This is a genomic window from Actinomyces sp. ICM39 (assembly GCF_000282935.1).
GTDB lineage: Bacteria > Actinomycetota > Actinomycetes > Actinomycetales > Actinomycetaceae > Pauljensenia > Pauljensenia odontolytica_B.
The window spans coordinates 1-13,084 of sequence record NZ_ALCB01000069.1 but is presented as its reverse complement, the minus strand read 5'-3'; the positions used below and the strand labels follow the sequence as shown (position 1 = coordinate 13,084).

Here is a 13,084-nt window from a genome sequence, read left to right as displayed (position 1 = left end):
TGTCCGGGGCCTCGTATGGCCCCCACAATTCCGCATGCAATTCCCATGTCAACCTTTTGAGATTTGAAATGGGAATGTTGGTATTTCAACGTTTTCTCGGTGCCTAAGAAAATTCAGGGAAGCCAAATTGCATGCGACATTGGAGGGAGGGAAGGAAGGAGGGAGGGGAGTCAGCGCTGCTCGTCGAGCTGGTGGAAGATCGCGGTGAGCAGGGGCGTGACCACCTCGAGGGTGTCGAGTGCGCCGCCTCGCGAGCCGGGCGAGGAGATGATGAGTGCGCCCGAAGAGTCGCGCGCGGTCACGCCGACGACCTCGCGGGACAGGCCCGACAGGGGGGTATTGGCGAGGCCGTGTGCGCGGATCTGCTCGGCGATGCCGGGAATCTCGACCTCGATGATCGAGCGGACGACCTCGGGCGCGTAGTTGCCCACGCCGAAACCCGAGCCGCCCAGGACCAGGATGAAGCGCACGCCGGCCTCGAGCGCGTCGCGAATCTCCGTCTCGAGGATGTCGGCGCTCTCGGGGATCGCCGCGACCGTCACGGGGCCCAGGCCGGCCTCGGCCAGCGCCGCCGTGCAGGCGGGGGTCGCCCGGTCCTCCTTCGTGCCGCGCTGGATGCGGTCGGAATAGGTGATGACGTGGGCGCTGATCTGGCTGAGGTCGTAGTCGACAGGCTTGGGCATGGTGTCCTCCGAGAATGATGCGTACGAATGTGATCCTAGTCCCTTCCTCGTGGTGAGGTGGGGCTTAGAGCTGAGCGTGGTCGCCAGGTGATTTTGTGCGTGCGTGGCCCGAGGGAAAAGTGGCGTCTGGGTATCCGTGCGCGCTGATGTACGGTTGCCGGGATTTGCGCGCGGCGGTATATCCCGATTTATGACGGGAGGAAGCAAGTTAAATTGCTTTCCAGATTTCCCTGGCATTAAAAGCAAAAGTAACAATTTGGGTGCGCTCTTGCGAACCGTTGCAAGGTGATCGCACCCCTTGTTAGATTTAACGCGTTCGATTCCCTCTCAAAAGGAGATATGAGTGCGTTCCCTCCGCATCCTCCCCGCCATCGGCACCGCCGCCCTGGCCCTCGCCGCCTGCACCTCCGGCTCCACCCCCGCCGCCGACTCCACGGCCTCGTCCGAGGCGACCCAGCCCGCCGCTGAGCAGACCGTCCTCAACGTCTACGCCGCCGCCTCCCTCACCGAGACCTTCGGCGAGCTCGAAGAGATCTTCGAGGAAGCCAACCCCGGCGTGGACGTGCGCTTCAACTTCGCGGGATCCCAGGACCTCGTGACCCAGCTCGGTGAGGGCGCGGACGTCGACGTCCTGGCCACCGCCAACGAATCCACCATGAAGAAGGCCGCCGACGCCTCCCAGGTCGACGCGCAGACCATCTTCGTCACCAACACCCTGACCCTCATCACGACGCCCGGCAACCCGGCGGGCATCACCGGCCTCGACTCCTCGCTCGACAACGCTAAGCTCGTCATCTGCGCCCCCGAGGTCCCCTGTGGAAAGCTCACCAAGACCCTCACCGAGAAGCTCGGCGTGACACTCAACCCGGTTTCCGAGGAGCAGGCCGTCACCGACGTGCGCGGCAAGGTCTCCTCTGGCCAGGCCGACGCCGGCATCGTCTACAAGACCGACGCCCTCGCCGAGGGCGACGCCGTCGACACCGTCGCCATCCAGGGCGCCGACGAGGCCGTCAACAAGTACCCGATCGCCCTCGTGAGCGCCTCGACCAAGAAGGACCTCGGCCAGAAGTGGATCGACCTGGTTCTGTCCGCCGACGGGCAGAAGATCCTCGAAAACGCGGGCTTCACGCCCGCCGCGAAGTAACATCGACGCGTGAAGTCACGCAGGACACCCGCCGTCAGCCCCCTGCCCCTTTGGGCGGGGGGCCTCGGCACGCTCGCCCTGTGCTTCCTGGTCCTGCCCCTGGCCTTCATGCTGGGGCGCGTCAACTGGGCCACCCTCGGCACGACCCTCGCGACCCCGGAGGCACGCGACGCCCTCGGTCTGTCGCTGCGCACCTGCGCTGTTGCGCTCGGCGTGGACCTCCTCCTCGGAGTCCCTGCGGCCCTCGTGCTGTCCCGCTCGTGGCGGGGCGTGCGCGCCGCCCGCATTCTCGTCGCCCTGCCGCTCTCGCTGCCGCCCGTCGTCGCGGGCATCGCGCTGCTCGCGGCCTTCGGTAGGCGCTCGACCCTCGGGGCGCTCCTCAGTGGTGCCGGCCTCGACATCGCCTTCACGACGACCGCCGTCGTCATCGCCCAGGTATTCGTCTCCCTGCCCTTCCTCATCGTTACCCTCGAATCCGCGCTGCGCGCCCGCGAGCAGGGGCTTGACGAAATGGCCTCCTCCCTGGGGGCCTCGCCCTCGCGCGTCTTCTGGCAGATCACCCTGCCGACCGTCCTGCCCGGCCTCGGGCGTGGCGCCGCCCTCGCGCTGGCCCGCTGCCTCGGCGAGTTCGGCGCGACCCTCACCTTCGCGGGCTCTATGCAGGGCGTGACCCGCACGATGCCCCTCCAGATCTACCTGGCCCGTGAGTCCGACGCGGACCTGGCCCTCGCGCTCGGCGTGGTCCTCCTCGGCGTCGCAGCAGCCGTCGTCGCGCTGACGGAAACCCCGTGGGGACGCCTCGCCTCTCTCCTTCGATCGACGAGGCCCGGGTTGGTTGCCGCTCCCGCCGATCCTTCCGCTCGCTCCTCCGAGGCCCCCGCCGCGCTCGCGGGAGAAGCGGGGGAGGGTGTGGCCGTGCGCGTCGCCGGAACCGTGGCGGCGCGCGGATGGGACGTGGACGCGGAGCTCCGCCCCGGCCTCGTCACCGCCGTCGTCGGGCACAACGGCGCGGGAAAGTCGACGCTCGCCCAGGTGATCGCCGGGACCCTGCGTCTGGACAGCGGGACCGTGAGCATCGGCGAGCGAGTCGTCGATGATGCCGCCACGTTCGTGCCCGCGCGCCGCCGCGGCGTCGCCCTGGTTTCCCAGGCGCCCCGCATCTTCACCCACATGAGCGTCCTGTCCAACGTCGCCTTCCCCCTGCGCGTGCGCGGGGTGGGGCGCGTCGAGGCCCGGGCGGCCGCCCTCGAACAGCTGCGCGCCGTGGGGATTGCCGACCTCGCGAACAAGCGCGCCTCCGACCTGTCGGGCGGCCAGGCGGCCCGCGTCGCGATTGCCCGCGCCCTCGTCTTCCGCCCCGAAGTTCTCATCCTCGACGAGCCCACGGCCGCCCTCGACGTCGAGGCCACCGCCCAGGTCTCCGCCGTTCTACGCGAGCGCCTGGCGGGTTCCGGCATTACGACCCTGCTGGTCTCACATGACATCGCCGAGGTCCTCTCCCTGGCCTCCCACATGATCGTCATGGGGGAGGGGCGCATCGTCGAAGAAGGCGAACCCGCCCGCGTGCTCGCCTCGCCTGCGTCGGTGTTCGCGGCCCGCTTGGCCGGGCTCAACATTGTGAGTGGGCCTCCTGTGGCGCGTCCCGGCATGGTCGGCGTGCGCGTCGGCGATGGGGCGCTGTGGGCGGCTTCCGACAGCGTTGCCCCCGGGGAGGAGTCGGCCCGCGTCGCCCTCACCTTTCCGCCCGAGGCCGTGGCTCTCTCCCGCGAGGAATCCCATGCCTCGCCGCGCTCTGTCCTCCCCGGCGTCGTCGCGGGCATCGACGTCGACGGCTCCCTCGTCAGCGTGCGCGTCGCGCTCGCAGAGGGCGTATCGGTGACCGCCCGAGTCACCGCCGCCGCCTGGTCCGAGCTGGGCCTCGGCGTCGGCGAGGGCCTGTGGGTGAGCGTGAAGGCCACCCAGGTCCGCGCGATCCGCGTCGCGCCGACCTCCTGATCGTTTCACTGTCTGGCGGTGGCGCGAATTTTGTCACGCTTCATTTGTTGTAATTCTTGGTTTTCGCATGAGCGGGGTCTGCGCCCCCAAAATGCGGAACACAGCCTATTTTCGCGGTTATTCTGCGGTTTTAATCGCCGCGTACCAGCAGTCGGTGGACAGCTTTGACTCTGCGTGAGGGGTTTCCTAAGTTGTGGTGAGAAACCAGGAGGTACCTCATGACAACACAGGGTCACCACGAGGCAACGCGCCCCTATCAGCTCGGCATCGACGTCGGCTCGACGACGGTGAAGGCCGTCGTTTTGGACGGGAATCGCCGCCTTTTCTCCGACTACCGCCGCCACAACGCAGACGTGCGCGCATCCCTGGGGGCCCTCCTCGCCGACGTCGAGCGCGCCCTGCCCGGCGCCCGTGTCCACGCGGCCATCACCGGATCCGGCGGCCTGACGACCGCCCGCGCCATGGGGATCCCCTTCGTCCAGGAGGTCATCGCGGGCACCGAGGCCACCCAGCGCCTCCACCCCGAAGTCGACGTCGTCATCGAGCTGGGCGGCGAGGACGCCAAGCTCACCTACCTGCACCCCACCCCCGAGCAGCGCATGAACGGCACCTGCGCGGGCGGCACCGGCGCGTTCATCGACCAGATGGCGACCCTGCTGCACACGGACGCGGCGGGCCTGGGCGAGATGGCGACCCGCCACACCCAGCTCTACCCGATCGCCTCGCGCTGCGGCGTCTTCGCCAAGTCCGACATCCAGCCCCTCATCAACCAGGGCGCCGCCCACGAGGACCTGGCCGCCTCCATCTTCAACGCCGTCGCCACCCAGACCATCGCCGGCCTGGCGTGCGGGCGCCCGATCCGCGGAACCGTCATGTTCCTCGGCGGCCCCCTGCACTTCCTGCCCGCCCTGCGCGAGGCCTACAAGGCCCTCCTGCCCAAGGCCGACTCCTTCGTCACCCCCGACGACGCCCAGCTCTACGTCGCGATCGGCGCGGCCCTCCTCGCCGAGAAGGAGGCCGCCAAGAAAGCGCGCCAGGCCGAGGAAGCGGGCGCCACCTCCGTCGACTCCCGCGGAGATAAGCTCACCACCCTCATGGAGCGCCTCGCCGCCGCCCCCGTGCAGGTCGAGTCCCCGCGCATGGACCCCCTCTTCGCGACCCCCGAGGACCGCGAGGAGTTCATTGCCCGCCACAGCCTCGACGTCATCCCCAAGGCCAGCCTCGACGAGGCCGAGGGCCGCTGCTGGCTCGGCATCGACGCGGGCTCCACGACGATCAAGGCTGTCGTCATCGACTCCCAGGACCGCATCGTCTTCACCCACTACGCCTCCAACGAGGGCGACCCCGTGGCCGCGGCCGTCGACATCGTGCGCGCGGTCCGCTCGGCTCTGCCGCAGGGGTGCGAGATCGGCCGCTCGTGCGCTACCGGCTACGGCGAGGGCCTCGTCAAGTCCGCCCTCACCATGGACGAGGGCGAGATCGAGACGATGGCGCACTACCGCGCCGCCGAGTTCATCTGCCCCGGCGTCACCTCCGTCATCGACATCGGCGGCCAGGACATGAAGTACCTGCGCATCCGCGACCACGCGGTGGACTCCATCTCCGTCAACGAGGCCTGCTCCTCGGGCTGCGGCTCCTTCCTGCAGACCTTCGCGCAGACGATGGGCACCGACGTGCGCTCCTTCGCGCGCATGGCCATGGAGTCCGAATCTCCCGTGGATCTGGGCACCCGCTGCACGGTGTTCATGAACTCCTCCGTCAAGCAGGCGCAGAAGGAAGGCGCGGACGTGCGCGACATCAGCGCCGGCCTGTCATACTCCGTTGTGCGCAACGCCCTCTACAAGGTCATCAAGCTCAAGGAGCCCTCGGACCTGGGTGAGCGCGTCGTCGTCCAGGGCGGCACCTTCCTCAACGACTCGGTGCTGCGCGCCTTCGAGCTGCTCACCGGCCGCGAGGTCGTGCGCCCCGACATCGCCGGCCTCATGGGCGCGTACGGCGCGGCCCTGACCGCGCGCATGCACGACACGGGGGAGGGGACCTCGACGCTGGCCACGATCGAGGCCCTCGAGGGCTTCAGCGTGGATACGACCCGCAAGACGTGCCGCCTGTGCCAGAACCACTGCCAGATGACGATCTCGACGTTCTCCAACGGCGAGCGCCACGTGTCGGGCAATCGCTGCGAGCGCGGCGCTTCCCTGGAGCGCGTGCCCAAGAAGTCGGAGCTGCCCAACCTCTACGACTGGAAGTACAAGCGGATCTTCGGATACCGCCGTCTCACCGAAAAGAAGGCGTTCCGCGGCGATATCGGCATCCCGCGCGTTCTCGGCATGTACGAGAACTACCCGTTCTGGTTCACGATGCTCACCGAGCTCGGTTTCCGCGTCATGATCTCGGGCCGCTCCAACCACGACCTCTTCGAGACCGGCATGGAGTCCATCCCCTCGGAGAACGTGTGCTACCCGGCCAAGCTGGTCCACGGACATATCGAGTCCCTGCTGGACAAGGGCATCACGACGATCTTCTACCCCTGCGTCGACTTCGAGCAGAAGCTCACCGAGTCCGAAAACTCCTTCAACTGCCCCATCGTGGCGACCTACCCCGAGGTCATCCGCAACAACATGGAGCGCCTCTTGGAGCCGGGCACCCAGTTCATCAGCCCCTTCGTCAACTTCGGCAACCGCGAGTACCTGCCCGCCCACCTGTCCAAGACCTTCAAGCAGTACGGCTACGACATCCCGGTCGAGGAGATGAAGGCAGCCCTCGACAAGGCCTGGGAGGAAGACGCCGCCGTCAAGGCCGAAATCCGCGCGAAGGGCGTCGAAACCATCGAATGGATGCGTGAGCACGGCGTGCGCGGCATCGTGCTCGCGGGGCGCCCCTACCACCTCGACCCCGAGATCAACCACGGCATCCCCGAGGTCATCGTGGGCCTGGGCATGGCCGTCCTCACCGAGGACTCCATCGTGGACGCGCGCCTCGAGCGCCCCCTGCGCGTCCTCGACCAGTGGTCCTACCACTCGCGCCTCTACGAGGCCGCCGCCCGCGTCGGCGACGAGCCCGACCTTGAGATGGTCCAGCTCAACTCCTTCGGCTGCGGCGTCGACGCGATCACCGCCGACCAGGTCCAGGAGATCCTCGAAGGCCGCGGCGACGTGCACACCGTCCTCAAGATCGACGAGGTCTCCAACCTGGGCGCCGCCAAGATCCGCCTGCGCTCCCTCGACGCGGCGATCACCGAGCGCGCCTCCCTCGCCTCCGCGATCGACGAGGCCGGGGCCGGGGACGGCGACAACGGCGCGGATGGAGCGGAACTGGCCCCCGCCTCGTCCGTGGGCCTGGTGTCGGGTTCCGTCGACACAGCCACCCTGCGCGACCCCTCCGGTGACGCCGCCCGCGAGGAGGAGGCCGGGCACATCCAGCCTCGCGCCGTCTTCACCGAGGAGATGCGCGAGGCCGGATACGAGATCCTCGCGCCCCAGATGTCCCCGATCCACTTCCGCTTCCTCACCCCGCTGTTCGCGAGCGCGGGCCTGAAGGTGCGCGTCCTGGAGCACACGAGCCGCACCTCCATGGAGGTCGGCCTGAAATACGTCAACAACGACTCGTGCTACCCGGCGATCGTCGTCATCGGCCAGCTCCTCGACGAGTTCATCTCCGGACGCGCTGACCCCGACCGCACGGCCGTGGGCATCACGCAGACGGGCGGCATGTGTCGCGCCAGCAACTACGCTGCCCTGCTGCGCAAGGGCCTGCGCGACGCCGGATACCCGCAGGTGCCGGTTATCGCCCTGTCCGTCCAAGGTATCGAGGACAACCCCGGCTTCCACCTGGGCGTCGCCCACCTCCACAAGGCCATTCAGGCCTTCGTCATCGGTGACGCCATCCAGTCGATGCTCCTGCGCGTGCGCCCCTACGAGGCCACCCCCGGCTCCGCGATGGACCTGTACCGCACGTGGGACGGCTACGTCCAGGAGTGGATCACCTCGGGACGCGTGGCGGCCCTGGGCGGACGCGTCTCCTACGGAAAGATCATCCGCGAGTGCGTGCGCGCCTTCGACGCCCTGCCCCTGCGCGACATCCCGCGCAAGCCGCGCGTCGGCCTGGTCGGCGAAATCCTCGTGAAGTTCCACCCCGACGCCAACAACCACGCTGTCGACGTCATCGAAGCCGAGGGCTGCGAGGCCGAACTGCCCGGCCTCATGCAGTTCTTCCACAACTCCGTGGCCACCGCCGCGTGGGACAAGGAGAACCTGGGTATCGAGGGCAAGCAGCGCTACATTATGCCGATCGTTTTGTGGGCGCTCAAGAAGTACGAGAAGCCCGTGCACCGCGCGTTTGCGGCGACGAACGGCAAGTTCGAGGCGCACCGGCCCATCGAAGAGATGATCGAGCGCTCCCAGGACATCGCGCGCCTGGGCAACCAGGCCGGCGAAGGCTGGTACCTGACCGCCGAAATGGTCGACATGATCGAACACGGCTGCCCGAACATCATCTGCGCCCAGCCCTTCGCGTGCCTGCCCAATCACGTCGTAGGCAAGGGCATGTTCCGCGCGCTGCGCACCCGCTACCCCGAGGCCAACATTGTGGCCGTCGACTACGACCCGGGTGCCTCCGAGGTCAACCAGCTCAACCGCATCAAGCTGATGCTGGCCACCGCCCTGCAGGACCCGCAGGCACGCGACGGCGACGTCCTGCAGCTCGTGGACGCCGAAGAACCCGCGTCATGCGGCGGGTCCGGTTCGGTCATGCTCGGCATGCCGACGATCCCGAGCAGGCGGGCGGCCTTCCGCTGACTCAGCCGAGACGCTGAGAGGGGGACGGAGCTGGCAGGCTCCGTCCCCCTTCGCGTGCACACCTCCTCGTGCGCACTGTCCCCGGCCTCGTCCGATGTTTACGGCGCGGGCATGACCCCGCGACCGATCTCAAACCCAGCCGGCGCCCAGCCCGTCCCGTACGACAGGCGCACCGACACCTCGCGCATGCCCGAGGTCGGCCATGCCACCGGGAGGAACCCCGTCTCCCCGGGCGCGACGTCCAGGAACGCCGGGTACTCCCACGTGACGGCTCCATCCTCGATGACACGGCACAGGAACTCCAGGTCGGACGTCGGCGTGAAGGTCATGTGATTGCGAACCGTCACCCCCGAATACGAGGGCGCCACCGTCACCGGCGCGTAGTGCAGCTCCTCGGCGCGCACCTCGCTCAGCAGCGGGAAGTCCGTGTCCGCGTATTCCGGGCGCGTCGGATCCAGCGCGCGGGCGGTGCGGATCTCCTCGTCCGCCTCGCCCACGTTCCACGCGATCACGCTCGGGTGCGCGCGATCCCGGCGGATCATCGCCTCGATCGCCTCGTCGCGCGCGACTCCGGGCTCGTACATCGTCGACGCCCGGCCAATGATGTACAGGCCGTACAGGTCCGCCAATTCGTAGAAGCGCGCGTGCGCGGGCCCCTGCTCGATCGCAACCGCGTTCACGCCGTGGCGCTTGCACCACACGATGTCCTCGACCATGTCCTGCAGGCCCACCGCGAGCCCAGTGGGACCATCGCACTCGTTGCGGCGCACGCCGCGCAGCGTCAGCGGGCGGCCGCCCAGGCGCAAGCCCTCGGGGGTCGCCGTCAGATCCCGAAAGCCCACCTGCAGGGCGATCGTGTCCTGCGTGCCCGCCTCCTCGTCGCTCAGTGTCACGACCAGCGTGTACAGCACCGGCTCCTCCGCACTCCACGGAAGCACGTCCAAGCCGCTCGCCTCCAGCACCTCGCCGGCGGGCGCGCTCGCGGACCATATCTCCTGCTGCTCTGCTTCACCAAGCAGTGCCGCGCGCACGCTCGAGTTGTTCGACTCCGCCGAGGTCTCGATGCGCAGCCGCACGCTCCCATTCCTGCCGTCGTGCGAGGCCTGCGGGATCACGTCGATGAGGTGCGCGGGCGGGCGAGCCTCGAGCGAGACCTCGCGGAAGAGGCCGTGGCAGCACGCCGGAGAATCCATGAGAAGCACGGCGATCGCGTGGGTGTGCGTCGGCTGCAGCGCGTCCGTCACGTCGAAGGCGGTGGGGATGAAACCGTCCGCGCAAAAGCCCACGAACGTTCCGTCGACCCACGCGTACAGGGGACCCGTGAAACCACCGAAGGTCAGCGTCATGGTCCAGCCGCGCTCTGCCGCATCCTTGAGGGGCGCGTCAAGGATGAACTCACGGCGCAGGATCGAGGCGCGCACCCGGTCCGGGCCCCCCTCCTCGTCCAGCCTGCGGGCCTCTTCCTCTCGGCGCACCCATGCGCCGTCCATCTCCAGCACGCCGGGCACCGACGTCGCCTCGAAATCACGCTGAAGGGGAGTGCGCTTGATCAACTCGGCGGGAGTGCCAGACGCACCCGTGACCTGCCAGGTGCTGGACAGCATTTGAAGCGGCCTGCGCGACCTCCACGTCGAGTGCACCGTCAGGCGGTTCACCGACGCCCCCGGGTCCCGCAGCCATGCAACGTCTGGTTCCGGGATGTGCTTCATGTAATAAAAGTACCATTTAATGATTGGTCATGAAATGGCAATATTTTCGAAATGTGGGCAAATGTGCCTTGACATGCGGAATATCTACGGGTGACAAGTGGGACGGAGACCACATCGTGGGATTTATGGTCACGTGGATGGACATAAACCCCGTTCCCGGGAGGTGACGCGCGGGCATAATGAACCCCGGCCTCGTCCCTGAGAGGAGGAACGAGGCCGGGGCTGATGCGTAGCGGGGGTATCCCGCGCGCTTAGTGCATGCTTACTTCGCGGCGGACTCGCGATCCGAGTCGCGCGTGATCTTACGGGCGAAGCGGTAGAGCAGCCACGTCGCGCCCGCGAAGAACACGAGGCCCAGCACGTTCGCGATCGGTGTGAAGCCATCGCCGATGAATGGCAGCGCCAGCGGCGACTCCGAGCCCGTCGCGCCCGCGATGCCTGCGTAGACGACGCCGAACAGGGACTCGCCCACGATCAGGCCGGTCGCAGCCAGCGTGCCGAAGCGCTTCGCGCGCTCCACGTCCGCCTGCTTATCAGCCCACCTGTTGTACAGGAAGCCAACGAGCGCACCGATCGGGATCAGGACCGTCAGGGAAGCGGGCAGGTAAATGCCCATGCCGACAGCCAGCGGGGGCAGGGCGAGCTTGCCCTTCGATGCGGGGCGCAGGATCTCGTCAATGATGATGACGACAACGCCGATCGCAGCGCCGATACCCAGGAGCTTCCAGTCGATGCCGCCGCCGAGCACACCCTTGGCGAGCGAGGAAATCAGCGAGGCCTGCGGGGCCGCCAGCGCGTCCGGTCCGGCGCCAGGAGCGCCCTGGAAGCCGAAGGAGTTCTGCATGAGCTCCAGGACCGGGGGAATGATCAGCGCGCCGAAGACGACGCCGATAACCAGGGCGACCTGCTGCTTCCACGGGGTTGCGCCCACCAGCTGGCCCGTCTTGAGGTCCTGCAGGTTGTCGTTTGCGATCGTCGCAATGCAGAAGACGATGGCCGAGGTGAAGAGCGTGTAGGCGATGAGCGCCGTGTTCTCTTCCGTGGTCGAGCCGCGGCCGTGCACCGCCAGGATGACGACCGCAGTGATGACGACGACCAGCAGGCCGACACCGGAGACCGGCGAGTTCGACGAGCCGATCAGGCCGGCCATGTAACCGCAGACCGCCGCAACCAGCAGGCCGGCGAGCAGAATAAAGAGAACCGAAATGGCGATCAGAACAGCCGTATTGTGCTCGATCTGCGTGCCGCGCATGAACCACCACAGCAGGCCGGCGATCGGAATCATGGCCACGAAGATGGAGACGATGACCCACTTGCCGGGAATGTCCTGCTCGGTGCGGTCGACCTGCGCGCCGTCCTCCTTTGTGCCGCGCGAGGCGCGCAGCGACTCGGACATGCCGCGGGCGATCGGGCCCATGATCTTGATGAGCGTCCAGATGGCGGCGACCGCCATGACGCCCGCGCCGATGAAACGCACGTCCGACTTGAACACCGTGGACAGGGCTGAGGTCAGGTCCTCGGCGCCCTCCAGCTGGCCGTTCGCGTACAGGGGCAGCAGAACGCCGTAGGAGGTGACCATGCCGATCAGCATCGCGATGCCGACCGTCATGCCGACCAGGTGGCCCACGCCGATCAGGGCGAGGGACAGGGAGGTGGAAATCATCGTGCCCGTCGAGCCAATCCTGAAGGCCGTGCCAACCTCGGAGGCCACAACCTTCATGTAGCCCAGAAGCGCCATCGCGGCCGAGGCCAGGGCGCCCCAGGTGATCGCCAGGAGGCCGCGCTTGTTGTCCTCGCCCGCATCCTGGGCGTCGCCGACCTTCAGAATCTCAGCGCCTGCCACGCCCTCCGGGTAAGGCAGGTCCGAGCCGGTCACGAGCGCGCGGCGCAGGGGGATCGAGTACATGACGCCCAGCGCACCGCCGACCGCACACACGAACATGGTCTCCCAGTAGGGGAAGCCGCTCCACCAGCCGACAATCACGAGGCCGGGCAGGACGAAGATGACCGCCGACAGGGTGCCGGCCGCCGAGGCGATGGTCTGGACGATGTTGTTCTCCTGGACCGTGTGGTCGCCCCAGAAGCGCAGAACCGCCATCGAGATGACGGCTGCCGGGATCGACGTTGCAAACGTCAAGCCGACCTTCAGACCCAGGTAGACGTTCGCGGCCGTGAACAGCAGCGTAATAATGCCGCCGAGGATGATGCCGCGGAGGGTCAGTTCTTTGAGCGACGTTTGCTTCGTCGCGTTTGGCGCAGACACGAAAAATCCTTTCGCTGCCTTGAATAGATACCCTGCAAGAGTAGTGCATTTATGAGTGGTCGTGAATGGTATGCGGTTACTTCATCTCGTTTTCAATCAATCTAAACGGTGAGGTCGTGTCTGTTTCATGTGCGGTGTGTGATCCTGTGGCTGTGTGGCCCTGGTTGTCGGTTGTGGTGTGGCCCTGCTTCTGGACTGCTGTGTGGCCCTGCTTTCAGGCTGCGGTGTGGCCCTGCTCCCAGCACGCCCGGTCGATTTGCGCGCGCGGGGGGAGGGTGTAGTAGAGTATCCGGGTAAGGTAGCGTGTCCGAGCGGCCGAAGGTGCAGCACTCGAAATGCTGTGTGGTGTCACAGCCACCCTGGGTTCAAATCCCAGCGCTACCGCCACTGCCGCCCGGCCCCATTGGGGCCGGGCGGTTTTGTTATGCCTAGCTGGCGTGCCGTGTGGCTGTGTGGCTGTGTGGCCCCACGGGTGTTCCGGGCGCCGGAGGGCCCGG

Annotated in this window: 6 protein-coding genes and 1 tRNA gene; 4 read left to right on the top strand and 3 right to left on the bottom strand. The window is 67.4% G+C overall.

Annotated features, from left to right (window positions below; genetic code table 11):
- Positions 1 to 170: 170 nt before the first annotated feature.
- Positions 171 to 683 carry a molybdopterin-binding protein gene (locus HMPREF1137_RS04335; RefSeq protein WP_007589345.1) on the bottom strand — a complete coding sequence of 171 codons (513 nt, stop codon included), beginning with the start codon at positions 681 to 683 and terminating at the stop codon, positions 171 to 173.
- A 343-nt stretch (positions 684 to 1,026) separates the two neighbouring features.
- Between HMPREF1137_RS04335 and modA the strand changes: the two genes are divergently transcribed.
- The 3 genes from modA to HMPREF1137_RS04320 all read left to right on the top strand — a co-directional run bounded on the left by modA (position 1,027) and on the right by HMPREF1137_RS04320 (position 8,615).
- Positions 1,027 to 1,827 (top strand): molybdate ABC transporter substrate-binding protein, encoded by an 801-nt coding sequence (gene modA / locus HMPREF1137_RS04330; RefSeq protein WP_007589333.1) that lies wholly within the window; start codon positions 1,027 to 1,029, stop codon positions 1,825 to 1,827.
- A 9-nt stretch (positions 1,828 to 1,836) separates the two neighbouring features.
- A complete protein-coding gene (locus tag HMPREF1137_RS04325; RefSeq protein ID WP_007589341.1) occupies positions 1,837 to 3,822 on the top strand; it encodes an ABC transporter permease in 1,986 nt (661 codons plus the stop codon).
- Positions 3,823 to 4,040: 218 nt separating this feature from the next.
- Positions 4,041 to 8,615 (top strand): acyl-CoA dehydratase activase-related protein, encoded by a 4,575-nt coding sequence (locus HMPREF1137_RS04320; RefSeq protein ID WP_007589340.1) that lies wholly within the window; start codon positions 4,041 to 4,043, stop codon positions 8,613 to 8,615.
- Between the two features lie 98 nt (positions 8,616 to 8,713).
- Here the strand turns inward: HMPREF1137_RS04320 and HMPREF1137_RS04315 are convergent, their stop codons facing one another.
- Both HMPREF1137_RS04315 and HMPREF1137_RS04310 read right to left on the bottom strand, forming a co-directional pair.
- Positions 8,714 to 10,324, bottom strand: a complete 1,611-nt coding sequence (locus tag HMPREF1137_RS04315) for a glycoside hydrolase family 2 TIM barrel-domain containing protein (RefSeq protein WP_034496796.1) — start codon at positions 10,322 to 10,324, stop codon at positions 8,714 to 8,716.
- Between the two features lie 262 nt (positions 10,325 to 10,586).
- A complete protein-coding gene (locus HMPREF1137_RS04310) occupies positions 10,587 to 12,587 on the bottom strand; it encodes an OPT family oligopeptide transporter (protein WP_007589337.1) in 2,001 nt (666 codons plus the stop codon).
- A 297-nt stretch (positions 12,588 to 12,884) separates the two neighbouring features.
- On the opposite strand from HMPREF1137_RS04310, the gene HMPREF1137_RS04305 reads away from it, so the two are divergent.
- Positions 12,885 to 12,974 (top strand) — tRNA-Ser (locus tag HMPREF1137_RS04305).
- The last annotated feature ends 110 nt before the right edge of the window (positions 12,975 to 13,084 follow it).

What these genes read in the sequence shown, in the direction of transcription:
- HMPREF1137_RS04335 (WP_007589345.1), bottom strand. Translation starts at nt 683, where the DNA reads ATGCCCAAGCCTGTCGACTACGACCTCAGCCAGATCAGCGCCCACGTC.
- HMPREF1137_RS04320 (WP_007589340.1), top strand. Translation starts at nt 4,041, where the DNA reads ATGACAACACAGGGTCACCACGAGGCAACGCGCCCCTATCAGCTCGGC.
- HMPREF1137_RS04315 (WP_034496796.1), bottom strand. Translation starts at nt 10,324, where the DNA reads ATGAAGCACATCCCGGAACCAGACGTTGCATGGCTGCGGGACCCGGGG.